Here is a 24,512-nt window from a genome sequence, read left to right on the forward strand (position 1 = left end):
TGCTAATTTTGTGTTAATCGCTTCACGATTTTCACTGTTTCGTACGCCGCTTTTTCAATTTGCTCTTTCGTATTTCCAAGTCCAAAACTAAAGCGTACGGATGAACGTATTTGATCGGAGTCTTTTCCAAACATCGCTACTAATACATGTGATGGATCAATCGAACCAGCTGTACAAGCAGAACCGCTTGATACTGCAATGCCAGCAAGGTCTAAGTTCACAAGAAATGGTTCAATGTTCATTCCTGTAAAACTTACATTAAGTACATGCGGTAAGCGATGTTCTAAGTTTCCGTTTACCTCGAAAGTAATGCCTTCATTTTTGAAGACAGATACCATTATATCTTTAAACTCTTCATATTGGGCATTTTTTTGCTCACGAGTTTTTTCAGCTATAAGAATTGCATGCTGAAGCCCAGCAATACTAGGCACATTTTCCGTACCAGCACGGCGTTTTCTTTCTTGCTCTCCGCCTATTAATAACGGTTCAAATTTCACATTTGCACCAGCGTATAAGAACCCTACACCTTTTGGCCCATTAATTTTATGAGCTGAAATTGATAATAAATCAATTCCAAACTCTTTCACATTAATTTCTACTAAACCGTAAGCTTGTACCGCATCTGTATGGAAATAAGCTTGATGATCTTTTAGCAACTTTCCTATTTCCACAATTGGTTGCATTGTCCCTACTTCATTATTCCCAAACATAACAGATACAAGAATCGTCTCTTCTGTTAATGCCTTTTGTATGTCAGAAACTTGAATAAGCCCTGTTTCATCGACAGGTAAATATGTCACTTCAAACCCTTCACGCTCTAACAATTCGCACGTATGCAAAATCGCATGATGTTCAATTTGCGTCGTTATTATGTGGTTACCTTTATGACGGTTCGCACGTGCTACACCGATAAGCGCTAAATTATCAGCTTCTGTACCACCGCTCGTAAATATAATTTCATTCGGATTCGCATGAATGCTGCGTGCACACACTCGTCTCGCCTCATCTACTGCATGGCGCGTTTGACGTCCATAAAAGTGAATACTAGACGGGTTCCCGAATATTTCTGTCATATATGGAATCATCTTTTCGACCACTTCTGGGTGAGTCGGAGATGTCGCAGCATGATCTAAGTAAATGCGTTCCATTAAATCTCCTTCTTTCCAAATCGTTTCACAAGGAATTAAATGTAAAACATATAGCCCCCGTGATTTTCTTCCTCATAACGTACTAAATCTTCTAACGTTGTACTATCTAACACTTCTTGCACCGCATCACGAACACGCATCCATAACTGGCGCTGTGCTGGCTCTTCTTCTTCTATCATTTCTACAACACTAATCGGTCCCTCTAATACACGGATTACATCCCCAGCTGTAATGTTAGCCGGTTGATCAGATAATACATATCCGCCGTATGCCCCGCGCGTACTCTTTACAAGACGAGCGTTACGAAGTGGTGAAATTAATTGCTCTAAGTAATGCTCGGATAAGTCATGCGCCTGCGCAATTGATTTTAATGAAATCGGACCTTCACCAAACTTTTTTGCAAGATCAATCATAATTGTTAAGCCATAGCGGCCTTTTGTTGAAATCTTCATCTATTTTGCACCTCTTTTCAAATTTTCACTTCTATTGGTTATATCTTATTTATAAAAAGAACACAATTTAAAATCCTATGAAATTATAGCATAATATAGTATTATAAGAAATTTCAACTTGTGTATCAAAATGATAACATAAAATCACATTGAAAAACTCGGAAATTATTACAATTGAAAGAAAAATGAAAATATTAACCTTCATTTTTCCCATAAAACAGCATCCTATTTTAAATTCCGTAGAAAAAAATGATACGATAGAACGAGATTATATATTAAGGGAGACGGTCCAAATGAAACAACCACTCGCACATCGAATGCGCCCTACAAATATTCAAGAAATTATTGGGCAACAACATTTAGTTGGTGAAGGAAAGATTTTATGGCGAATGGTCCAAGCCAATCATTTTCAATCTATGATTTTATACGGTCCTCCAGGTACAGGAAAAACATCCATTGCCAGTGCAATTGCAGGAAGTACCGGTACCCCGTTTCGTCTATTGAACGCTGTTACTCACAATAAAAAAGATATGGAAGTTGTCGTACAAGAAGCGAAGATGCATCGACACCTCGTTTTAATTTTAGATGAAGTTCACCGTCTAGATAAAGCAAAGCAAGACTTTCTATTACCTCACTTAGAAAGCGGACTTCTTACTTTAATTGGTGCTACGACAAGTAATCCATTCCATGCAATAAACTCCGCTATTCGAAGCAGGTGTCAAATTTTCGAATTACACGCACTAACAGAAGAAGATATTTTAATTGGGTTAAAAAGAGCTTTAGAAGATAAAGAAAAAGGGCTTGGAGAATATGCAGTAACGGTAACAGATGAAGCACTACATCACTTTGCAAACGCCTCTGGTGGTGATATGCGTTCCGCTTATAACGCACTTGAGCTTGCTGTATTATCTAGCTTTACTACAGACGACCAAGCGGCTGAAATCACACTCGAGATTGCAGAAGAATGCTTACAAAAGAAGAGCTTCGTCCACGACAAAGGCGGCGATGCTCATTATGATGTATTATCAGCATTTCAAAAATCAGTGCGCGGAAGTGATGTAAATGCAGCACTCCATTATTTAGCACGCCTTATTGAAGCAGGTGATTTACAAAGCATTGGCAGACGCCTTCTTATTATGGCTTATGAAGATATTGGACTTGCTAGCCCACAAGCTGGACCACGTACACTAGCTGCAATTGAATCAGCTGAACGAGTTGGATTCCCAGAAGCACGCATCCCACTTGCAAATGCCGTTATCGAGCTATGCTTATCACCAAAATCAAATTCAGCTTATAAAGCACTTGATGCTGCATTACACGATTTACGCAACGGTCAAACAGGTGACATTCCAAGCCATTTAAAAGATAGTCATTACAAAGGCGCAGAATCACTTGGAAGAGGCATTGGATATTTATATCCGCACGACCATCCAAACGGCTGGGTAAGGCAACAATACTTACCTGATAAAATAAAAAGCAAGCAATATTATAAACCGAAAACGACAGGAAAATTTGAGCAAGCACTTTCTACTGTTTATGAAAGATTACAAACTTCGAATAAAACGAAAAATAAAGGGTAACATAAACGAAAACGTCACCATTATGGAGGCTTCGCTTATGAAAACACGTCAAGATGCATGGACAAAAGAAGATGATCTCCTTTTAGCAGAAACTGTTTTACGACATATTCGCAGTGGAAGTACACAAATAAAAGCATTTGATGAAGTTGGCGATGCGTTGAACCGGACTTCAGCAGCTTGCGGCTTTAGATGGAATGCTGAAGTAAGACCGAATTACGAAGATGCGGTGCAGCTTGCAAAAAAACAACGTAAAGAATTAAAACGTTCTGAAGCTAATATAGAAAAAAATCGGTTCAAGAAAACGAAACAACTCGTAATTGACGCCGATTTTTCAGAAGATATTACGCCAAGTAAACAAGATCTTACAATGCAAAATGTCATTTCATTTTTACAAAATTTAGAACATAACAATCCTTCACTTGCAAAGTTGCAAACTGAAAATGATGTATTACAAGCTCAACTCACCTCTCTGCAAAAAACGAATCATGAACTTGAAACGAAATTAGCGGTACTCACAAAAAAACAACAAGCAATCGAAGAAGATTACGCGATGCTTGTTCGAATTATGGATCGTGCTCGAAAACTTGTTTCAGTCGAAGAGCAAGAAGAGCAAATTGCCCCGATTTTCAAAACCGATCAAAATGGGAATTTAGATATTATTTATTCTGCAGAGAATTAAAAACAGGGATGTCACTTTTTTAACTGAGTGACATCCCTGTTTGTTTTCGGTGAATCATATATAGATATCGGTAAATGAAATTATATTAACGGTTTTTCGAATATATCTATCATAACTTGCAATATATCAACGATTTTTCAAATATATCTATCACAACTTGCAATATATCAACGATTTTTCAAATATATCTATCACAACTTACAATATATCAACGATTCAATAAAGGATATCGATTTAACGACAAAGATTGACAATAACATTCCTCCTTGTCATACAAGGAAACTCCTAAAACAGATTGGATATTTTTTACTAAAATGTTATTATAAACATATACCTTTAAAGGGAGATGGTTGCTATTTCATTAATAATCTTCAAAATAACTCTTGGCCTTCTCGTCCTAACTTTAGCTCTTTTCACCATTAACAGTCTAAAAAAGACATCCGCCTATAAATCAGATAAATATGATTATTGCTTACTAACCTTACTTACATTTGAACTAGTAGTGATGCAAATATTCATATTTCTTTAATACATATAAAAAAGCATATATCCAAAATGGATATATGCTTTTCTTTTATTCTTGCCCTACACGTTTCACTTCTACGTTTTTAATGCGTTCACGTACAACGTGACTTGCCATAATTAAGCCTGCCACAGATGGTACGAATGCATTTGATGAAGGCGGTAATTTCGCCTTACGAATTTTTGCATTCTCGTCTGGTACAATTTCTTTACGTACTTCTTCACGAATTACGATTGGGTTTTCGTCAGAGAAGACAACTTTTACACCTTTTTTAATACCCTCTTTACGAAGCTTCGTACGAATGACTTTCGCAATTGGATCTGTATGTGTTTTAGAGATGTCCGCAATACGGAAACGAGTTGGGTCCATTTTATTCGCTGCACCCATACTTGAGATAATTTTAATTTTACGACGTAAACATTGTTTAATTAAATGAATTTTGAACGTAATCGTATCAGATGCATCCACTACAAAGTCTAAACCGTACTTAAAGAACTCTTCATATGTTTCATCTGTATAAAACATTTCTAGTCCAATTACTTCACACTCTGGGTTAATGTCCGCGATACGCTCTTTCATTAATTCTACTTTTGAACGTCCTACAGTAGATACTAAAGCGTGAATTTGACGGTTTACGTTTGTAATATCTACAACGTCTTTATCAACTAATACGAGACGTCCTACGCCAGAACGTGCTAACGCTTCAGCTGCAAAAGAACCTACACCGCCAATTCCTAAAATACCGACTGTACTATTTTTTAATATTTCAAGTCCTTCTTTACCGAAGGCTAATTCATTACGTGAAAATTGATGTAACATTCAGCTCTACACTCCTATTACAAAAATGGTCTACCATGTATTCTAGCGTTTTTCCGACTATTTGTATAGAAAAAGTTATAGAATTCCTAAAAATACATATTTCGAGAATGAAAACATAGACCAGAATTTTATTTCTTCCTAAATACACGTTTAAAAAAGAGGATTTAGAGAACCGAGCAGATCGAGGCGCTGAAGCCAGGAGGAGCGCAGTGTAGAAACACTACTCGAGCACCGGACTGGCGAAGCAACGATGAGATGCGACAGTTATCTAAACCGGACTTTTTAAACAACCTCTCAAAAAAAGTCTAGACGGTTATAGTATAACCATCTAGACCCTATTCTTACTTCTCTTCTTTCAAGCTTAATTTTAAGTTCAGTTCTTCAAGCTGCGCTTCTGCAACTGGGCTTGGAGCTTCTGTTAATAAGCAGCTTGCGCTTGCTGTTTTCGGGAATGCAATTGTATCACGAAGGTTCGTACGGCCTGCAAGTAACATAACAAGACGATCTAAACCTAATGCGATTCCGCCGTGTGGTGGTGTACCGTATTCGAATGCTTCTAATAAGAATCCGAATTGCTCTTGCGCTTCTTCTTGTGAGAATCCAAGTGCTTTGAACATTTTTTCTTGTACGTCACGCTCGTAAATACGAAGTGATCCACCACCAAGCTCATAACCGTTTAATACAAGGTCATATGCTTGTGCACGTGCTTTTTCTGGTGCTGTTTCTAGTAACTCAACGTCTTCACGGAATGGCATTGTGAATGGGTGGTGAGCTGCGAAGTAACGATCTGCATCTTCATCGTACTCAAGTAGTGGCCAATCAGTTACCCATAGGAAGTTAAATTTACTTTCATCAATTAACTCAAGCTCTTTACCTAGACGTAAACGAAGTGCGCCTAAGCTATCTGCAACAACGCTCTTCTTATCTGCTACGAATAGTAATAAGTCGCCAGCAGTAGCTTCTAATGTGCTCATTAACACATTTGCATCTTCTTCACCGAAGAATTTCGCAATCGGTCCTTTTAGGCCGTCTTCTTCAACTTTAAGCCAAGCTAGACCTTTTGCACCGTATACTTTCACGAATTCAGTTAATGCATCGATGTCTTTACGAGAATATTTACTTGCAGCACCTTTTGCATTAATTGCTTTTACTTGTCCGCCGCTTTCTACAGCACTTGTAAACACTTTAAAGCCACAATCTGCTGCAAACTCAGATAAGTCTGTTAGTTCCATTTCAAAGCGTGTATCTGGCTTATCAGAACCGTAGCGAGCCATTGCATCAGCATATTTCATACGAGGGAATGGTGCACTCACTTCTACACCTTTTGCATCCTTCATAACTTTCGTCATCATACGCTCCATCATATCTAAAATTTCATCTTGTGTTAAGAATGAAGCTTCGATATCGATTTGCGTGAATTCTGGTTGACGATCCGCACGTAAATCTTCATCACGGAAACAACGTGCTACTTGATAGTAACGCTCAAATCCGCCGACCATAAGAAGCTGTTTAAATAACTGTGGTGACTGTGGTAATGCATAGAATTCACCATCATGTACACGACTTGGCACTAAATAGTCACGAGCTCCTTCTGGCGTGCTTTTCGTTAAAATTGGTGTTTCTACTTCTAAGAACTCTTCTGTATCTAAGAAGTTACGAATTGTTTTTGTTACGTCGTGACGCATTTTGAATGTGTTGAACATTACAGGACGACGTAAGTCTAAATAACGATATTTTAAACGCACATCTTCTGATGCATCTGTATCATCAGCAATGATAATTGGCGTTGTTTTCGCTGCATTTAGTACATTTACTTTTGTTGCTTGTACTTCAATACGACCAGTTGCCATATTGTCATTAATTGCGCCTTCACCACGTTCAACAACTGTACCTTCTACGTGTAATACGTATTCGCTACGAATTGTTTCTGCTACTTCTAACGCTTCTTTTGATGTTTCTGGGTTAAATACAACTTGTACGATACCTGTACGGTCACGTAAATCGATAAAGATTAATCCACCTAAGTCACGGCGTTTTTGTACCCAACCTTTTAATTGAACTGTTTGTCCAACAGCTTCTACTGTTACTTTTCCACATGCATGTGTTCTTTCAGCCACTGTAAGTTCCCCCTATATTAATTTCTCTGCTACGTATGAAGCAAATACATCTAACGCTACTTCTTCTTGTTCACCTGTTGCCATATCTTTTAAGTTAATGATGCCTTTATCTAGCTCATCTTCTCCTAATACAGCTACAAATTTCGCCTTTAGACGATCTGCTGATTTAAATTGTGCTTTCATTTTGCGATCTAAATAATCTTTTTCAACTGACAATCCAGCTTTACGAAGATCGAACGCAACTTTTGCAGCATGGTCTTTCGCTTTTTCGCCAAGCGCTACAACGTAACAATCAATGCTATGTTCAAGTGGTAATTCAATGTTTTCAGCTTTTAGCGCCATAATTAAACGTTCAATACTCATTGCAAAACCGATACCTGGCATTTCTGGTCCACCGATTTCTTGTACAAGTCCGTTATAACGGCCACCACCGCTTAATGTAGTGATCGCACCGAAACCTTCTGCCTCACTCATAATTTCAAAAACAGTGTGTTGATAGTAGTCTAAACCACGCACTAAGTTCGGATCTTTTTCAAATGGAACATCCATCATCGTTAATAGTTCTTGAACTTTGTCATAGTATACTGCTGAATCTTCGTTTAAGTATTCTGTAATAGATGGTGCTGTTCCCATTAATTCATGGTTACGGTCTTTCTTACAGTCTAAAATTCGAAGTGGGTTCTTTTCTAAGCGAGATTGACAGTCAGAACAGAATTCGCCGATACGTGGCTCAAAGTGTGCGATTAATGCATCACGGTGTGCTTGACGGCTCGCTGCGTCACCTAAACTGTTTAATACAACTTTAATATTTTTTAAGCCCATGCCGCGGTAAAATTCAACAGCAAGTGCAATTACTTCTGCATCAATTGCAGGGTCATTACTGCCGATTGCTTCGATACCGAATTGTACGAATTGACGATAGCGACCTGCTTGTGGTCTTTCATAACGGAACATTTGACCGATATAGTATAATTTCGTTGGTTGTGTCGCATCACCAAACATTTTATTTTCAACGTAAGAACGTACAACAGGTGCAGTACCTTCTGGACGTAATGTTAAGCTACGCTCTCCACGATCTTGGAATGAGTACATTTCTTTTTGTACGATATCTGTCGTATCACCAACACCGCGTAAAAATAGCTCAGTGTGTTCAAAAATCGGTGTACGAATTTCTTTATAATTGTAACGACGGCAAATTTCGCGTGCTTGCCCTTCGATATACTGCCATAACTCAACAGTGCCTGGAAGAATATCTTGCGTTCCGCGTGGGATTTGAATAGACATATTCAGTTCCTCCTCAAATTGTTTTAATCTTAATAAAAATAAAAAAACTCCCGCCTCTACTGTTTAAACAGTAGGGACGAGAGTATTATACCCGTGGTGCCACCCTAATTGAAGCACGTATGCTTCCACTTTTTTAATAACGCTTAAATATGCGTTCATCCCTACTAAGCATATATGCCGTTCAAGTTGAAACCTCTAGAGTGTCATTCAATCAGTCATCATGCAGAAATGTTTTCAGCCTAAGACATTCCTTCTCTTTCCATGTGTGTCTCATTTACTCTTCTCTATCAACGGTTATATTCATATGTAAATATAAAATTACTATACGTTTGTTAAGTAGGATTGTCAAGTGCTCTAAGAACGTTCAATCTGCTTCTTTAAACGCTTTACATCTTGAAGAGAAATCCCAAACTCCGAAGCAAGCTCCATTGAAGTATTGTTTTGCTCTTTTGAAATAAAATCATGAAAATTCACGTTAAACAGTTGATTTGCACCATTTGTAACAGAATGCCCTTTTTCATTCATACGCATACGTATATCCCTCACATTCAATATGGATGTTTTACTTTTTATTGTTCCATATTGATGAGAGAGTTATACATAACCGAAACTGCTATTGATTCCAAATAAATGAACAAAACATACAACAATGTATAAAAAAGAGAGGATTATATAACCCTCTCTTTTTTATGAACACTATTTACTTTCTACAATTAAGGTCACCGGACCATCATTGATTAAAGAAACGTCCATCATTGCTCCAAACTTCCCTGTTTCCACATGTAATCCTTGTTTACGAACTTCTTCATTAAAGAAATCGTATAAACGCTCTGCATAATCAGGTTTCGCAGCATCCATAAAGTTTGGACGTCTGCCCTTGCGGCAATCTCCGTATAATGTGAATTGCGAAATAGATAGAACTTGTCCTTCTACATCAAGTACAGAATGATTCATCTTTCCGCTCTCATCTTCAAAAATACGTAAGTTTGCAATTTTTTCCGCAATGTAAGTTGCATCTTTTTCTGTATCTTCGTGCGTAATGCCAACTAGTAATGTTAAACCGAACGGAATTTGTCCTACGATCTCACCGTCTACTGTGACAGACGCTTTCTTTGATCGTTGTAAAACAACTCTCATCTTTCTACACTCCCTATTAATGCATCATGCGTCGTACTGCATAAATTTCTGGAACGCGTTTAATGCGTTCTACTACTTTTTTCAAGTGTTGTAAGTTACGAATCGAGATTGACATATTAATTGTTGCCATCTTATTACGGTCACTTCTACCAGAAACAGCTGAAATGTATGTTTTCGTCTCTGTAACAGCTTGCAGTACTTCATTTAATAAACCGCGGCGATCGTAACCTGAAATTTCAATATCAACGTTATACTCAATTTCTTTTTCAGGGCTACCTTCCCACTCTACCTCTAATAATCGTTCTACAGCTTCTTCTGTATGAACATTTACACAATCACGGCGGTGAATTGATACACCTCGGCCTTTCGTAATATACCCAACGATATCATCGCCCGGAACTGGGTTACAGCATTTCGATAAACGGATTAATAAATTATCAGCACCGCTTACCTTTACACCAGAATCCCATTTTCGAATTTTCATCGGTTTACGGACTTCTTTAACTTCAACAATTTCTTCTTCTTCGCGTTGTTTGCGGAACTTGTCCGTTAGTCGCGTAACAATTTGCGAAGCTGTAATTCCGCTATATCCAACTGCTGCAAACATATCTTCTTCATTTGCAAAGTTAAATTTCTCAGCGACGCGTTTTAAGTTATCCGGCGCCAATACTTCTTTCATCTCATACTCTAGACCACGTACTTCCTTTTCAACAAGTTCACGGCCTTTTTCAATATTTTCGTCTCTACGTTGTTTCTTAAAGAATTGACGAATTTTATTTTTCGCATGAGATGTTTGAGCAAGTTTTACCCAATCCTGGCTTGGGCCATATGAATGTTTCGACGTTAAAATTTCAATGATGTCGCCTGTTTTTAATTTATAATCCAGCGTCACCATTTTCCCGTTTACTTTTGCACCAATTGTTTTATTCCCAATTTCCGAATGGACACGATACGCGAAATCAATCGGAACAGATCCAAGTGGTAATTCCATTACATCGCCTTTCGGTGTAAAGACGAATACCATGTCAGAGAATAAATCAATTTTTAATGACTCCATAAATTCTTCTGCATTAGAAGCTTCATTTTGCCATTCTAATATTTGACGGAACCATGTGAGTTTCTTCTCTAATGTACCTGTTGTTTCTGCTGTTTTTCCTTCTTTGTATGCCCAGTGTGCCGCGATCCCGAATTCTGCAATTTCGTGCATTTCTTTCGTACGAATTTGCACTTCAAGTGGATCACCTTTCGGTCCAATTACAGTCGTATGAAGAGATTGATATAGATTTGCTTTTGGCATTGCAATATAATCTTTAAAACGACCTGGCATCGGCTTCCAGCACGTATGAATAATTCCAAGCACAGCATAACAATCTTTAATACTATTTACAACGACACGTACAGCTAATAAATCGTAAATTTCATTGAACTGCTTATTTTGCAGTGCCATTTTACGATAAATACTGTAAATATGTTTCGGTCTTCCAGAAATCTCAGGTTGAATTGCAACTTCTTTTAATTTCTCACGAATACCAGTCATTACTTCGTCTAAATATTCTTCACGTTCTGCACGTTTACGCTTCATTAAATTTACAATACGATAATATTGTTGTGGATTTAAATAGCGAAGTGACGTATCCTCTAGCTCCCATTTAATAGTACTAATTCCGAGTCTATGTGCCAAAGGTGCAAAGATTTCTAACGTTTCATTCGCTATGCGACGCTGCTTCTCTTGAGGCAAATGTTTCAATGTACGCATGTTATGAAGACGATCAGCTAGTTTAATTAAAATAACTCGAATATCTTGAGCCATTGCAATAAACATTTTGCGATGGTTTTCTGCTTGTTGTTGTTCGTGAGATTTATATTTGATCTTCCCAAGCTTTGTAACGCCATCAACAAGCATAGCAATTTCTTTGTTAAATTCCCGTTCAATATCTTCTAACGTAATCTCTGTATCTTCCACTACATCATGTAAGAAACCTGCTGATACCGTAGCTGGATCCATGTGTAAATCAACTAAAATACCTGCAACTTGAATCGGATGAATAATATACGGTTCACCCGATTTTCTATATTGTTCGCTATGCGCATCACGTGCATATTCATAGGCACGTGCCACTAGCTCAATATCTTCATCCGCTAAATATTGACTTGCTTTCTCGAGTACCTGTTCAGCTGTTAGTACCTGCTCATTTGCCATCGAATCACCTTTTATTGAAAATTGACTTTATCTTTATTTAATAGAATAAATTATATTCTATCATTATAACCCAATGATTGTGAATTGTGAAAAGGAAAAGATTTTACTGACATTTCACCATAATTTTTTGTTCAATTATACAAAAGTACCCGCTCCTCTCCAAGAGATTCACGGGTACTTTTTATCACCGTAGTTTTACCTATATAGTGATTAGTATTTTTCTAATACTAATACATCGTAACCATCTAACATTTTACGACCATCTAAGTAAGTAAGTTCTACTAAGAATGCAATTCCTGCTACAACTCCGCCTAGCTCTTCAACTAACTTAATTGTCGCTTCGATTGTTCCACCTGTAGCTAATAGATCATCTGTAATTAATACGCGTTGACCTGGCTTAATTGCATCTTTATGGATTGTTAAAACGTCTTTACCATATTCTTTACCGTAGTCAACTGTAATTACTTCACGTGGTAATTTTCCTAATTTACGAACTGGCGCAAATCCTACTTCTAACGCATAAGAAACTGGGCAACCGATAATGAAACCACGAGCTTCTGGTCCTACTACAACATCGATATCTCTTTCTTTTGCGTACTCAACGATTGCGTCTGTTGCTGCTTTGTATGCTTTACCGTCATTCATTAAAGGTGTAATGTCTTTAAACACAATACCTTCTTTCGGATAATCCGGTACAATTGCGATATGTTGCTTGAAATCCATATTTCTGAATCCTCCTCAGATCTAAAAGGTTTGTAAATACAAATCCTTTACCCTAACTGTTCTACTTCTTTATGATTACGAATCGTTTCAAACCATGTATATAGTTGCTGATATGTGCTATAAACCAATTCTTTTTCTAATTGTAAGTGGTTCATTTTCTCACGATATGTGTTCGATTCAATTAAATCACGCTTTTGTTTTTTGTCTGCCATAAAAATGACGCCATCTTTTATTGTAACAAATTCTAACTCAAAAAACACCTGTGTCATGAAATTTACTGTATCTTTTGACCAACCTTTATGACGACATAGTTGTTCTCCATATTGTCTTAAAGAAAATGGTGTTTTTTGGCTTAAGAAAGAATAGTACCATTTAAAGTGTTCTCTCGTCGGAACTGTACTAAATAAGTGGTTATTCTCTTGATAAAATAGCGTATAAATTCGCGCTGGGAATCCTACCTTAAATAGCTCACGTAATTCATCTGTTCCTTTTGGTAAATCAAGTAACACGATATATTGATCATCTAAATGCGTTACTTCTGAAGCATGCATGAGCTTTTCTTTATAGCTCTCTAAAGAAAATTTATTCAATACCTCTTCAGAAAAATACACCATTGTTATTTTTTCTTTCGGAAGTTCTGCTAAATTTGCTTCTGCATTACGCATACTACGCCAATCAAATAATTGCCACGCCTCTACAGCAATATCTTGTACCATTAGTTGTGGCTTCTTAAAGTTATTCCATTCATTAATAGACGCTTCTCCTATTACAGATACTTTTGCAACTGGAGAGATTTCTTTCGCATATGCACCAAAGCCAAATCCAATTGTATCCAGTGTTGCTTGTCCATCACGAAGAGCCATTTTTAAATGAGAGCCATCTGATCCGATTGCGCGAATGCTTTCTAACTCTGCATCTTTTACTGCAATACGTGGTTTCGGATTTCCAACACCAAACGGGGCTAGTTTTTGCATATCTTCAATTGCCGCTAGCGTTACATCCTCTACTTTACAAAAAACATCAACTGCTGTAATTGGAATAAAATCTTCTTCTGTTAAAATTGCATCTGCTTGTTCATTTAAGCGGCGACGTAATTCATCTACATCATTCATATGTAGCGTCATTCCCGCTGCCATCGGATGCCCTCCGAAGTGTGGTAATAACTCTCTACAATCTGATAAATTTGCAAACAAATCAAATCCTGCAATACTACGTGCTGAGCCTTTTGCTGTTTCTTTTATAGGATCAATGCTTAATACAATCGTCGGACGATAAAAACGTTCAACTAATTTCGAAGCAACAATTCCAATTACCCCTGGGTTCCAGCCTTCTTTCGCAAGTACTAATACTTTATTTTCTTCTGGTGGGAAGTTATTTTCCACTTCAGCGATAGCCTCTTCTGTAATTTGCTTTACAATATCTTTTCGCAGTTTGTTCAGCTCATCAATTTCTTCAGCTAGCTCTTTCGCTTCCTCTGGATCATCTGATAATAAAAGGTGTACAGCCGGCGTAGCATCTTCTAAACGCCCAACCGCATTAATACGAGGTGCAATTGAGAAACCAATACTCTCTTCGGTAATTTCACTTTGCGAAACGTTAGCAACTTTAAACAATGCCTTCAAACCAATATTTCTCGTCATACGCATATGTTTTAAACCGCGTTTCACTAGCAACCTATTTTCACCATGAAGTGATACTAAATCGGCTACTGTACCGATTACTGCGATCTCTAATAAATGTTCTGGTACACGGCCTAATAGTGCATGCGCAACTTTAAACGCAACACCTACACCAGCTAAATAGTGAAACGGATATACACCGCCATCTAATTTCGGATGTATAATCGCAAGTGCTTCTGGCAATTCTGGCGGTGGCTCATGGTGATCTGTAATAATTAGATCTATTCCAAGCTCTTTCGCTACATTCGCTTCATGTACCGCTGCAATACCAGTATCGACAGTAATAATTAGCGAGAACCCTGCGCTATGCGCCCAACGAAATGCTTCTTCGTTCGGTCCATACCCTTCTGTAAAACGATTTGGAATGTAAAATTCTACTTCTGCACCTAATTCTTGAAGAGCAAGATATAAAACTGTCGTACTACTTACTCCGTCCGCATCGTAATCACCAAATATTAATATTTGCTCTCCATTTTGAATCGCCTTATTTACACGTTCTACCGTTCTATCCATTCCTTCTAATAAAAATGGATCATGAAATTCTTGATTTTCTGTATTTAAAAAATCTAAAATCTTATCTTCTGTATCGAGTCCTCTACCGAGGAATAACGAAACGACAAGTGGCGATAACTGTAATTTACTTGCTAATTCACTCACTCGCTCGTCATTATATTCTTTTTCTTTCCAACGCGTCTTCGGTTGTAACACGAAATCACCCCTTAACCTGTTCATTATACAAGACAGATTAAGGGGTGACAATATAATGCAAACTACGATGCAATATCTATATACTAAAATGTTAATGATGTTTAATTTGGAGAATACGGATTTATATGTACGAATACATTTTGTACATTATCTTGTTTCATAAGTATTTCTTTCACATGTTTTCCAATACGGTGTCCTTCTTCTACAGTAATGTATGGATCTACGGACACTTTAATATCGACAATAACATAATGACCATGCTCCCGTGCATATAAAGAACCAATTTTTTTCACACCATCTACTTGAAGAACTGCTTCTCTAAGCGGAATAACATCCTCCTCATGAAGAACATGGTCAAGCGTTGCATGAATTGCTTCCGCTCCAATGCTCCATGCCATTTTTACAACAAGAAGTGAAACAACTAATCCCGCAATTGGATCAGCGTATACAAGCCAGTCTATACCAAGCTTACCACCTATTATAGCTGCACAAATACCGATTAAAGCTGCAATTGAAGAAAATACATCCGAACGGTGCTCATATGCATTTGCAATAATTGCATCACTGTTTACTCTTTTCCCTAATCGGAATTTATATTGAAACATTCCTTCTTTCACGACGATTGAAAGAACAACAGCAAATATCGTAATTCCTTTCGGCGGTTCTAGTTCTTGCGAAAAAGCTTTTATAGACGAAATCGCGATTTCAAGTCCCACAATAAATAATAATACCGCAACAATAATCGCTGAAATCGATTCCGCTTTACCATGACCATACGGATGATCCTCATCAGGTGGCTGCTTTGCCGCTCGCAATCCAAAAAGTACAGCTAGCGAACCTATTACATCTGATGCAGAATGCACGGCATCCGCTAATAGCGCTTTACTGTTCCCAATATAACCAATTACCGCCTTTACAATCGCTAATATAATATTACCAACGATCCCGACAATAGCACCAAACTCGGCCTGTTTAAAACGTTCATCTTTTTCCATAATTAAAATCCCTTCTTTTCTTAACCTATCTTTTTATTTTAACAAAAACAGCGATAACACCACCACTTTCTTCCATCTTCTTTCTGTTAAAAAGTTGCTATCTTATTGTATCCACAAACGAAAAAAGAGATGCCTCATAAAGAGACATCATCTTTTCTATACTTGCGGTTCAGATTCTACTTTCTCAACCTTCTTCTTGTTTTTTCCCTTTTTCAAACGACGGTTTTCAAGCATTAACCAAATTTGAGAGGCAACGAAAACAGAAGAGTACGTACCTACAATTAATCCAACAAGTAGCGCAAACGAGAAGTTACGTAGTGACTCACTACCGAAGATAAGCAGTGCAATTACTGGGAATAACACTGTTAATACGGTGTTAATCGAGCGACCAAGCGTTTGGCGAATACTTGCATTTACGATTTCTTCTAGATCTTTTATATCGCGCACTCGTTTTTTCTGTTTGTATAATTCACGGTTTCTATCAAATGTAACAATCGAGTCATTAATAGAATAACCGATGATTGTTAGTACTGCAGCAATAAACGTTAAGTCTACCTCTAGTTGGAAAATACTAAACATAACAATCATAACGAATGCGTCATGTAATAATGCAAGTACTGCAGATAACGCATACGTAAATCGGAAACGAATACTTACGTATAAAATGATAACCGCAGAAGCAATCAGTACTGCGATAAATGCATTTCGTGCAATTTCTTTACCGATTGTCGGTGAAACTGTACTTACGTTTGGATCTGTACCATATTTATCGTGGAAGAATGTTTTTGTTTTCGCAATTTCATCTTTTGATAAAACACCTAATGTACGAACTGCGAAACCTTTATTGTCATCTCCAGTCGGTACAATATTTTCTTCCTTCACATCAATGTTCAATTCTTTAAAATCTTTATGAACATCAGACACAGTAACGGCTTGTTTTGATTGCAAGTCGATACGTGTACCACTCGCAAAGTCAATACCAAGATTCAATTTGAAAATTGGTAAGATAATTGCACCCGCAATTACAACTACAATCGAGAAGATAAGGAATTTATGACCGATATTTACGAAATTAATACGATCAAATCTTGTTGGCGGATGTACTACACCTTTTGTTAATGGAATAATATCCTTTTGTTTCACACCAAAATATCCTGGTTTTTTATCAAAGTAACGGCTCTTTACAAGTAGACCTAGTAAGAAACGAGTACCGAATACGTTCGTAATAAAACCAACTAAAATACTTACGATTAAACTTGTTGCAAATCCTTTTACAGAGCTATTACCATAAACGAATAACACACCAGCTGCTGCAAGAGTCGTAACGTTTGCATCTAGAATTGTTGCTAATGAACGATGGTTACCAGCACGGAATGCCGACATCATTGACTTACCAATTTTCAGCTCTTCTTTCAGTCTCTCGTACGTAATAATATTTGCATCAACTGCGATACCTACCCCGAGCACTAACGCTGCAATACCTGGCAACGTAAGAACTGCATGCATCCAGTTAAAGACAAGTAATGTAACGAAAATGTATAACCCTAACATAATAACCGCTACAAGTCCTGGTAAACGGTAGAATACAAGCATAAATAAGAAAATAAGAGCGATACCAATCGCACTAGCGAAAATCGTTTGCTCTAACGCTTGTTGACCAAATTTCGCTCCAACAGATGTTGAATACATTTCTTTTAAATCAACAGGAAGTGCACCTGCATTTAATAAAGATGAAAGTTGTTTCGCACTTTCAACTGTGAAGTTTCCACCTACGATAGATACTTCAGCTTGGTTAAATACTTGGTTTACTGTTGCTGCTGATAAGAATTTCGGATTCGGTTTTGCAGATTCTGCTTTATACGAATCTTTTCCTTCTTCAAAGTCAAGCCAAATTACCATTAAATTCGTTGGTGGTGGCATTTTAGAAATTTTTTCAGTTACTTCACGGAATTTTTCAGCGCTTTTTAGTGTAAGACCTACGCTCGCACGGCCTTGCTCATCAAATGTTTGCTTCGCTCCGCCGCCTTTTAAATCCGTTCCATCCATAAGAAGGTTATCATCCACATCACGGAATGTTAATTTCGCTTGTGTTGATAACATTTCACGTGCTTTTTGCTGATCTTGTACACCAGCAAGCTGTACACGAATTCGATCTTGCCCTTCGATTTGAATGTTCGGCTCACTTACACCGAGAACATTGACACGATTTTCAAGAGCACCTACTGTACTTACAAGTACATCTCGATCGATTTTATCACCTTTTTTGGCTGGTTTTACTTCATACAGAATTTCAAAACCACCGCGAAGGTCTAGTCCTAGACTAATTCCTTTTGCTATGTCTTTTCCTGCCGCACCAATTACTCCACCGATTAATAAGACGATGAGGAAAAAGGCGGCAATTCTCGTACCACGCTTTGCCATATGTACCCTCTTTCTGCTACTAACACTTTCAATAAATCTCTTACGATTCACTGCTATACGTGTGCATACGCCTAGTTAGTAGACTTCCTTTCTATAATTTTTGCTAGTTCATCACTAGCTCTATAGGTAAGCTTTTACACTACCTACACTTCCATCATTTATTTTCCTCTTCACTACCTCCTTTATATATAATCTTAGACATAATTATTTCCTCTTTATCAATACATATCATTATACTGCAAAAGGAAGAACAAACCAATTGCAGTCGGTTATTTATTTTCGTACTCATCAAATGACCAAAGTGGCGCTTGGTAAGCTTCAACAGTTAAATATGTCATATATTCATTAGCTGTTACTGTTAATACGTCATTAACTAATTCATACAATCTAACATCGCTGTCTATCTTCTTCCACTTTTTCACTTTAAGAAACTTCCAAATGTCATCATCTGTCACTCGGTCGTAACCGAACATTTGAAACTCTTCTACTTTACTTTCTAAAACGACTTGTAACTGTCCGCGGTATGATTCTACCAAAGCCTCTCTATCTAACATCTATAAACATCTCCTTCTTATTTCAGCACGAAAAAGTCGCTTTAATCCCGCTCTAATGGACAGCAATAACTACTTTCAAGAGCACTATCATACTTCACTCTCTTAAATGCTTGTCATTCTTGTCTCGTACGTGCATATAAATTATTGTAAATCATTCCATTGATTTTGAGAAGGTAGGAGAAGAACATGACGAGACAAAGCTTTTTAAAAGGCGCATTTATTTTAATGATAGCCGGCTTTATTACAAAAATACTCGGCTTTATCAACCGCATAGTAATGGCACGTATTTTAGGAGAAGAAGGCGTTGGTCTTTATATGATGGCCGTTCCTACATTCATTTTAGCAATTACATTGACACAAATTGGTCTTCCTGTCGCAATCGCAAAATTTGTAGCAGAAGCGGAAGCTGTGAACGATAAACAAAGAGTTAAAAAAATATTAACCGTATCACTAGCTGTTACATCCGTTATTAGTATCATTTTAACAATCGGAATTATGTTCCTCACACCTATTTTAGCAAAAACATTATTAACCGACGAAAGAACCTACTATCCATTAATGGCCATTTTGCCCGTTGTTCCTGTTATTGCTGTTTCTTCTGTGTTGCGTGGTTACTTTCAAGGGAAACAAAACATGAAACCTAGCGCTTATGCGCAAGTTCTAGAACAAGTCGTCCGCATTACCATTATCGCTATATGCATTCAATTATTTTTACCTTACGGCATAGAATATGCTGCAGCCGGCGCTATGTTATCAGCTGTTCTCGGTGAAGTTGCATCCTTATTATTTTTACTCACGTTATTTCAGCGAGAAAAACATTTATCAATACGCTCTGGATTTTTCACTACTGTAAAGGAAAGCAAAGGGACATTTTATTCTCTGATGGATATTGCCCTTCCAACTACAGGAAGTCGTTTAATCGGCTCCGTTTCATATTTTTTTGAACCTATTGTCGTTATGCAAAGCTTAGCAATCGCTGGTGTCGCTGCTTCTGTTGCAACCCAGCAATACGGTATATTAAACGGTTATGCATTCCCGCTCCTATCACTACCCGCCTTTATTACATACGCTCTCTCTACAGCGCTCGTTCCTTCTATTAGTGAAGCAATGGCAAAAAGACAACATAAATTAGTAGAGCACCGTTTACAACAAGCACTTCGAATTTCATTAATTACCGGCGGATGGTCTGTCGTTATATTATACGTATTCGCTTCTCCTGTTTTAACTCTTATGTATGGATCAGACAGCGCAACAGCATTCATTCAACTTCTTGCGCCTTGTTTTTTATTTCATTATTTCCAAAGTCCACTTACCTCTGTTTTGCAGGCTTTAAACTTAGCAAGAGCCGCAATGATGAATACATTTATTGGTGCCATCGTGAAATTAATCGTTATTTTTGTACTAGCATCAAGGCCAGAGTTTCAAATGATGGGGGTTGCACTTGCTATTGCTGCAAATATTGTAACAGTAACATTTCTTCACTACGCTACTGTTTTAAAAAAGATTACATTTACCATTTACGCAAAAGACTATATTTTCGGCGGACTTGCCATCGGTATCGCAGGCGCCTTCGGTTTTTATCTTCATAAATATATTATTTTCTCTCATTCCCTTGGCATACAAACATTATGGGAAATCACTTTAACAACAATTGTTTATATCGTACTTCTCTTCACTTTCAAACTCATTCGAAAAGAAGAGTTAAGTCGTCTCCCTATCATTCGTAAGCTTTCATTTTTGAAATAAGGTGAAACTTTAATCAGTGGGGTAATCTCCACTGATTATTAGTTATACTAATCATTCTTACTCTTCCAAAGGATAAGTCTCTAATTTTCTTTTACATCAACAAAAAATTGTCCATTTTGAAAACTACAGTATAAAATTTGTGTTATATCGTTATAACCTAAGTTTTTTAATTTCTCAATAAGCCATTCATCTGTATGCTCAATCATTTGTAAATGACTAGATTGAATTTCTCCATCAATAATAAGAGGAAGCGTAAACTGCAATGTATCTTGTTTATTTTTTTGTTTTTGAAAGACAGATAACTTCCCAGACGGTTCCAAAATAGCATATTCTACATCCCGAATATCTCCAACTCCTTGTTCCCTTAATTGCATCATTAAATCATCAATATTATATCGTTGGTTTCTCATCTTTTTTTCATCAATCTTTCCCGCATTAATAATAATTGCTGGTTCACCTTCTATTAAATGCCGAAATCGTTGAAACTTTAATGAAATGACTGACAAAATGATTTGTATGCACATAAGAAAAGTCATCGGAACTAATTGATGCCAAAGTGATTTATCGGTATTTTCAATTGCTACTACAGCCATTTCTCCAAGCATAATAAATACGACTAAATCTAATACACTTAGCTCTCCTATCTCACGTTTACCCATAAGACGAAAAATAATTAAGATGATGATATACAAAAGCATTGTCCGTCCAATTACCGATATCCATTCCATTTCTACATCTCCTTTTTTACGTATAGACTCCCCTATAAAAAAGAAACTAGTCTAACTTGAGCAAAAGGAAAATATGCTTGTATTAAAAAGGGGGAATGCATAAATGGATGGAACGAAAAAATTATCAACTGCAATTGGCTTCGGTATTGTTACGCTACTAATTCTCGCATCTATTACTAGTATGATTATGGCTCTTTTATTAAAGTTTACGAATATAAATGAAGGGACATTAACCGTTACTATTTTTATACTCGCTCTTTTATCTATGCTTATGTCTGGATTTACTGCCGGCAAAAAGGCTCAAGGAAAAGGTTGGCTAGTAGGTTTCACAACAGGGCTCACGTTCACTATACTCGTCTTTCTAGTTAACTATTTAGGCTTTTCTCAAACCTTATCGAACTCACAATTACTATATCAATTAGCATTAATGGGGGCGAGTACACTCGGTGGTATTTTCGGTGTAAATATGTCAAAGCAAAGTAACTAAAAAAGGCCCTGCACATTTCATGCAGGGCCTTCCACATTAGTTTTTCACAACTTCACGAATCGCATTGCGATCGAAAGTTAAGTGTGAACCACCAGATTTAATAACGATTTTTGTCTCATCTACTGATTCGATTGTACCGTGTAAACCACCGATTGTTACGATAGCATCACCTTTTGCTAACTCACTTTGCATTTGAGCAACTGCTTTTTGACGTTTTTGTTGCGGGCGAATTAATAAGAAATAGAAAATCGCAAACATCGCAACGATCATAACGATATTCATCATACCTGCATTCATCTTTTGTTCCTCCTTTTAAATTATGTATTAGAAGTTTTTAGCATTCGGTTTATTAAAGCCATACTGTTCAAAGAACTCTTCGCGGAAATCGCCAAGACGGTCTTCACGAATAGCTTGTCTCACCTGCTCCATTAAGTTTAACAGAAAATGAAGGTTGTGATAAGACGTTAAACGAATTCCGAACGTTTCATCACATTTCATTAAGTGACGAATGTACGCACGTGAGTAGTTTTTACATGTGTAGCAATCACAGTTTGGATCAAGCGGACCGAAGTCTCTTGCGAATTTCGCATTTTTTACAACAAGGCGACCTTCACTTGTCATACACGTACCATTTCGAGCGATACGAGTTGGAAGTACGCAGTCAAACATATCAATCCCACGAATTGCGCCATCGATTAACGAGTCAGGAGAACCTACACCCATTAAGTAACGAGGCTTATTATCTGGAAGAAGTGGTGTTGTAAACTCAAGAACACGGTTCATAATATCTTTCGGTTCACCAACAGATAAACCACCTACAGCGTAACCAGGGAAGTCCATTGAAACAAGGTCTTTCGCACTTTGACGACGAAGCTCTTCGTACTCCCCGCCCTGTACAATACCGAATAAACCTTGATCTTGCGGACGTTCATGCGCTTTTAAGCAGCGTTCTGCCCAGCGGCTCGTACGCTCTACAGATTTCTTCATATATTCAAAAGTAGCTGGGAATGGTGGACACTCATCAAATGCCATCATAATATCTGAACCTAATGCATTTTGGATTTCCATCGCTTTTTCTGGTGATAAGAATAATTTATCTCCATTTAAGTGATTACGGAAGTGAACGCCTTCCTCTTCAATACGACGGAAGTCACTTAAACTGAATACTTGGAAACCACCAGAGTCTGTTAAGATTGCACGATCCCAGTTCATAAATTTATGCAAGCCGCCTGCTTCACGAATAATTTCATGACCTGGACGTAGCCATAAATGATACGTATTACTTAAAATAATGCCAGAATCCATTGCTTTTAATTCTTCTGGTGACATTGTCTTAACTGTTGCAAGTGTACCAACTGGCATAAATGTTGGTGTATCAAATGAACCGTGCGGCGTATGCACACGACCTAAACGGGCACCCGTTTGTTTACATGTCTTAATAAATTCATAACGAATTGCTGTCATAACTTACTCCTTTTATTTGTTTCTCATTTTAGCGTGAGATGCAACGAACATTGCATCACCGAAGCTAAAGAAACGATATTTTTCTTTTACTGCTTCATTATAAGCATGAAGTACATTATCTCTATTTGCAAATGCACTTACAAGCATAATTAATGTTGATTTCGGTAAATGGAAGTTTGTAATTAAACCATCAATTGCTTTAAATTCATATCCCGGATACATGAAAATATCTGTCCATCCAGAAGCGGCGCAGAGCTTACCGTCATGATCTGTTGCAATTGTTTCTAACGTACGAGTTGATGTCGTACCTACAGTAATAATACGTCCACCATTCTCTTTCACACGATTTAATAATGCCGCTGTCTCTTCAGACATATGATAATATTCTGCGTGCATATGGTGTTCTTCAATCGTGTCTGCAGAAACTGGTCTAAATGTTCCAAGTCCTACGTGAAGTGTAATGAATGCTAACTGAACGCCTTTTTGCTTTAACTTCTCAAGTAACTCTTCTGTAAAGTGAAGTCCCGCAGTCGGCGCTGCTGCTGAACCGATTTCTTTCGCATATACTGTTTGATAGCGATCGCGATCTTCCAGCGTCTCTTTAATATATGGAGGAAGCGGCATTTCCCCAAGTTCATCTAAAATTTCATAGAAGATGCCATCATATGAAAATTCAAGCTGGCGTCCACCTTGATCTGCAGTTCCTGTGCAAGTTGCTTTTAATTTCCCTTCGCCAAAAGAGATAACAGTTCCTTCTTTTACACGTTTCGCTGGCTTTACAAGCGTTTCCCACTTATCACCTTCTTCTTGTTTTAAAAGAAGTACTTCAATGTGCGCGCCTGTATCTTCTTTCACACCGTGCAAACGAGCAGGCATAACTTTCGTTTCATTTAAAACTAAGCAATCCCCCTCATGTAAGTAAGAAAGAATATCCGTAAAATGTTTATGCTCAATATCACCTGTTTCACGGTCTAACACCATTAATCTTGATGTTTCACGATCTTCTAACGGGACTTGTGCAATAAGTTCTTCTGGTAAATGAAAATCAAACAGATTTATATCCATAGC

At 37.5% G+C, this 24,512-nt stretch carries 21 protein-coding genes and 1 other annotated feature; of the genes, 4 read left to right on the forward strand and 17 right to left on the reverse strand.

Annotated elements, in window-relative coordinates:
• Window positions 1-2 precede the first annotated feature (2 nt).
• A complete protein-coding gene (locus V7S45_RS21565) occupies window positions 3-1,148 on the reverse strand; it encodes a cysteine desulfurase family protein (protein ID WP_000439881.1) in 1,146 nt (381 codons plus the stop codon).
• A 35-nt stretch (window positions 1,149-1,183) separates the two neighbouring features.
• Entirely contained in the window at window positions 1,184-1,600 is a 417-nt protein-coding gene (locus tag V7S45_RS21570) for an Rrf2 family transcriptional regulator (protein WP_000704116.1), read from the reverse strand.
• A 293-nt stretch (window positions 1,601-1,893) separates the two neighbouring features.
• On the opposite strand from V7S45_RS21570, the gene V7S45_RS21575 reads away from it, so the two are divergent.
• Both V7S45_RS21575 and V7S45_RS21580 read left to right on the forward strand, forming a co-directional pair.
• The gene (locus V7S45_RS21575; RefSeq protein ID WP_000812943.1) at window positions 1,894-3,180 is read left to right on the forward strand and encodes a replication-associated recombination protein A; all 1,287 of its coding nucleotides are present in this window, start codon (window positions 1,894-1,896) and stop codon (window positions 3,178-3,180) included.
• A gap of 37 nt (window positions 3,181-3,217) precedes the next feature.
• Complete coding sequence (locus V7S45_RS21580; protein ID WP_017657184.1) at window positions 3,218-3,859, forward strand: RsfA family transcriptional regulator; 642 nt, start codon at window positions 3,218-3,220, stop codon at window positions 3,857-3,859.
• A gap of 574 nt (window positions 3,860-4,433) precedes the next feature.
• Here the strand turns inward: V7S45_RS21580 and V7S45_RS21585 are convergent.
• From V7S45_RS21585 to V7S45_RS21635, 11 genes are all read right to left on the reverse strand, one after another.
• On the reverse strand, window positions 4,434-5,201 hold the full coding sequence (locus tag V7S45_RS21585) for a tRNA threonylcarbamoyladenosine dehydratase (RefSeq protein ID WP_000903179.1): 768 nt from the start codon (window positions 5,199-5,201) through the stop codon (window positions 4,434-4,436).
• 341 nt (window positions 5,202-5,542) lie between these two features.
• Window positions 5,543-7,318 (reverse strand): aspartate--tRNA ligase, encoded by a 1,776-nt coding sequence (gene aspS, locus V7S45_RS21590; RefSeq protein WP_000840891.1) that lies wholly within the window; start codon window positions 7,316-7,318, stop codon window positions 5,543-5,545.
• 12 nt (window positions 7,319-7,330) lie between these two features.
• Entirely contained in the window at window positions 7,331-8,602 is a 1,272-nt protein-coding gene (hisS, locus tag V7S45_RS21595; protein WP_000027084.1) for a histidine--tRNA ligase, read from the reverse strand.
• A gap of 69 nt (window positions 8,603-8,671) precedes the next feature.
• Window positions 8,672-8,902, reverse strand: a binding site (T-box leader).
• Window positions 8,903-8,956: 54 nt separating this feature from the next.
• Complete coding sequence (locus V7S45_RS21600) at window positions 8,957-9,133, reverse strand: hypothetical protein (RefSeq protein ID WP_001242605.1); 177 nt, start codon at window positions 9,131-9,133, stop codon at window positions 8,957-8,959.
• Window positions 9,134-9,298: 165 nt separating this feature from the next.
• Window positions 9,299-9,739: a D-tyrosyl-tRNA(Tyr) deacylase gene (locus V7S45_RS21605; protein WP_001266965.1), complete on the reverse strand. Its 441-nt coding sequence runs from the start codon at window positions 9,737-9,739 to the stop codon at window positions 9,299-9,301.
• Window positions 9,740-9,755: 16 nt separating this feature from the next.
• On the reverse strand, window positions 9,756-11,939 hold the full coding sequence (relA, locus tag V7S45_RS21610) for a GTP diphosphokinase (RefSeq protein ID WP_001262795.1): 2,184 nt from the start codon (window positions 11,937-11,939) through the stop codon (window positions 9,756-9,758).
• Between the two features lie 210 nt (window positions 11,940-12,149).
• Window positions 12,150-12,662, reverse strand: coding sequence for an adenine phosphoribosyltransferase (locus V7S45_RS21615; RefSeq protein WP_000346215.1), 513 nt, complete (start codon window positions 12,660-12,662; stop codon window positions 12,150-12,152).
• Window positions 12,663-12,709: 47 nt separating this feature from the next.
• Window positions 12,710-15,049 (reverse strand): single-stranded-DNA-specific exonuclease RecJ, encoded by a 2,340-nt coding sequence (gene recJ / locus V7S45_RS21620; RefSeq protein ID WP_000941231.1) that lies wholly within the window; start codon window positions 15,047-15,049, stop codon window positions 12,710-12,712.
• A 101-nt stretch (window positions 15,050-15,150) separates the two neighbouring features.
• A complete protein-coding gene (locus tag V7S45_RS21625) occupies window positions 15,151-16,044 on the reverse strand; it encodes a cation diffusion facilitator family transporter (RefSeq protein WP_000409743.1) in 894 nt (297 codons plus the stop codon).
• 156 nt (window positions 16,045-16,200) lie between these two features.
• Window positions 16,201-18,465, reverse strand: a complete 2,265-nt coding sequence (gene secDF / locus V7S45_RS21630) for a protein translocase subunit SecDF (RefSeq protein ID WP_001119066.1) — start codon at window positions 18,463-18,465, stop codon at window positions 16,201-16,203.
• Between the two features lie 269 nt (window positions 18,466-18,734).
• Entirely contained in the window at window positions 18,735-19,019 is a 285-nt protein-coding gene (locus tag V7S45_RS21635) for a post-transcriptional regulator (protein ID WP_000886980.1), read from the reverse strand.
• A 186-nt stretch (window positions 19,020-19,205) separates the two neighbouring features.
• On the opposite strand from V7S45_RS21635, the gene spoVB reads away from it, so the two are divergent.
• Window positions 19,206-20,765, forward strand: a complete 1,560-nt coding sequence (gene spoVB, locus V7S45_RS21640) for a stage V sporulation protein B (RefSeq protein WP_000198301.1) — start codon at window positions 19,206-19,208, stop codon at window positions 20,763-20,765.
• An 80-nt stretch (window positions 20,766-20,845) separates the two neighbouring features.
• On the opposite strand, the gene V7S45_RS21645 is transcribed toward spoVB, so the two are convergent.
• The gene (locus tag V7S45_RS21645) at window positions 20,846-21,493 is read right to left on the reverse strand and encodes a DUF421 domain-containing protein (protein ID WP_000454838.1); all 648 of its coding nucleotides are present in this window, start codon (window positions 21,491-21,493) and stop codon (window positions 20,846-20,848) included.
• A 103-nt stretch (window positions 21,494-21,596) separates the two neighbouring features.
• Here V7S45_RS21645 and V7S45_RS21650 point away from each other — a divergent pair, with 103 nt between their 5' ends.
• Window positions 21,597-21,980 (forward strand): TIGR04086 family membrane protein, encoded by a 384-nt coding sequence (locus tag V7S45_RS21650; protein WP_000349148.1) that lies wholly within the window; start codon window positions 21,597-21,599, stop codon window positions 21,978-21,980.
• 36 nt (window positions 21,981-22,016) lie between these two features.
• Here V7S45_RS21650 and yajC read toward each other — a convergent pair whose 3' ends face one another.
• From yajC to queA, 3 genes are read right to left on the reverse strand one after another with little or no spacing between them, the layout of a single operon-like run.
• Window positions 22,017-22,277, reverse strand: a complete 261-nt coding sequence (gene yajC, locus V7S45_RS21655; RefSeq protein ID WP_000991115.1) for a preprotein translocase subunit YajC — start codon at window positions 22,275-22,277, stop codon at window positions 22,017-22,019.
• Between the two features lie 27 nt (window positions 22,278-22,304).
• Entirely contained in the window at window positions 22,305-23,444 is a 1,140-nt protein-coding gene (tgt, locus tag V7S45_RS21660; RefSeq protein WP_000125365.1) for a tRNA guanosine(34) transglycosylase Tgt, read from the reverse strand.
• 12 nt (window positions 23,445-23,456) lie between these two features.
• Complete coding sequence (gene queA, locus V7S45_RS21665; RefSeq protein WP_000354014.1) at window positions 23,457-24,509, reverse strand: tRNA preQ1(34) S-adenosylmethionine ribosyltransferase-isomerase QueA; 1,053 nt, start codon at window positions 24,507-24,509, stop codon at window positions 23,457-23,459.
• Window positions 24,510-24,512 lie beyond the last annotated feature (3 nt).

It is taken from the genome of Bacillus sp. BR3(2024) (assembly GCF_039134555.1).
Classification (GTDB): Bacteria; Bacillota; Bacilli; order Bacillales; family Bacillaceae_G; genus Bacillus_A; species Bacillus_A cereus.

What these genes read in the sequence shown, in the direction of transcription:
- tgt (WP_000125365.1), bottom strand. Translation starts at nt 23,444, where the DNA reads ATGACAGCAATTCGTTATGAATTTATTAAGACATGTAAACAAACGGGT.
- V7S45_RS21565 (WP_000439881.1), bottom strand. Translation starts at nt 1,148, where the DNA reads ATGGAACGCATTTACTTAGATCATGCTGCGACATCTCCGACTCACCCA.
- V7S45_RS21570 (WP_000704116.1), bottom strand. Translation starts at nt 1,600, where the DNA reads ATGAAGATTTCAACAAAAGGCCGCTATGGCTTAACAATTATGATTGAT.
- V7S45_RS21585 (WP_000903179.1), bottom strand. Translation starts at nt 5,201, where the DNA reads ATGTTACATCAATTTTCACGTAATGAATTAGCCTTCGGTAAAGAAGGA.
- V7S45_RS21635 (WP_000886980.1), bottom strand. Translation starts at nt 19,019, where the DNA reads ATGTTAGATAGAGAGGCTTTGGTAGAATCATACCGCGGACAGTTACAA.
- yajC (WP_000991115.1), bottom strand. Translation starts at nt 22,277, where the DNA reads ATGAATGCAGGTATGATGAATATCGTTATGATCGTTGCGATGTTTGCG.
- V7S45_RS21575 (WP_000812943.1), top strand. Translation starts at nt 1,894, where the DNA reads ATGAAACAACCACTCGCACATCGAATGCGCCCTACAAATATTCAAGAA.
- V7S45_RS21580 (WP_017657184.1), top strand. Translation starts at nt 3,218, where the DNA reads ATGAAAACACGTCAAGATGCATGGACAAAAGAAGATGATCTCCTTTTA.
- spoVB (WP_000198301.1), top strand. Translation starts at nt 19,206, where the DNA reads ATGACGAGACAAAGCTTTTTAAAAGGCGCATTTATTTTAATGATAGCC.
- hisS (WP_000027084.1), bottom strand. Translation starts at nt 8,602, where the DNA reads ATGTCTATTCAAATCCCACGCGGAACGCAAGATATTCTTCCAGGCACT.
- relA (WP_001262795.1), bottom strand. Translation starts at nt 11,939, where the DNA reads ATGGCAAATGAGCAGGTACTAACAGCTGAACAGGTACTCGAGAAAGCA.
- V7S45_RS21600 (WP_001242605.1), bottom strand. Translation starts at nt 9,133, where the DNA reads ATGCGTATGAATGAAAAAGGGCATTCTGTTACAAATGGTGCAAATCAA.
- queA (WP_000354014.1), bottom strand. Translation starts at nt 24,509, where the DNA reads ATGGATATAAATCTGTTTGATTTTCATTTACCAGAAGAACTTATTGCA.
- V7S45_RS21615 (WP_000346215.1), bottom strand. Translation starts at nt 12,662, where the DNA reads ATGGATTTCAAGCAACATATCGCAATTGTACCGGATTATCCGAAAGAA.
- V7S45_RS21605 (WP_001266965.1), bottom strand. Translation starts at nt 9,739, where the DNA reads ATGAGAGTTGTTTTACAACGATCAAAGAAAGCGTCTGTCACAGTAGAC.
- secDF (WP_001119066.1), bottom strand. Translation starts at nt 18,465, where the DNA reads ATGGCAAAGCGTGGTACGAGAATTGCCGCCTTTTTCCTCATCGTCTTA.
- V7S45_RS21625 (WP_000409743.1), bottom strand. Translation starts at nt 16,044, where the DNA reads ATGGAAAAAGATGAACGTTTTAAACAGGCCGAGTTTGGTGCTATTGTC.
- V7S45_RS21645 (WP_000454838.1), bottom strand. Translation starts at nt 21,493, where the DNA reads ATGGAATGGATATCGGTAATTGGACGGACAATGCTTTTGTATATCATC.
- V7S45_RS21650 (WP_000349148.1), top strand. Translation starts at nt 21,597, where the DNA reads ATGGATGGAACGAAAAAATTATCAACTGCAATTGGCTTCGGTATTGTT.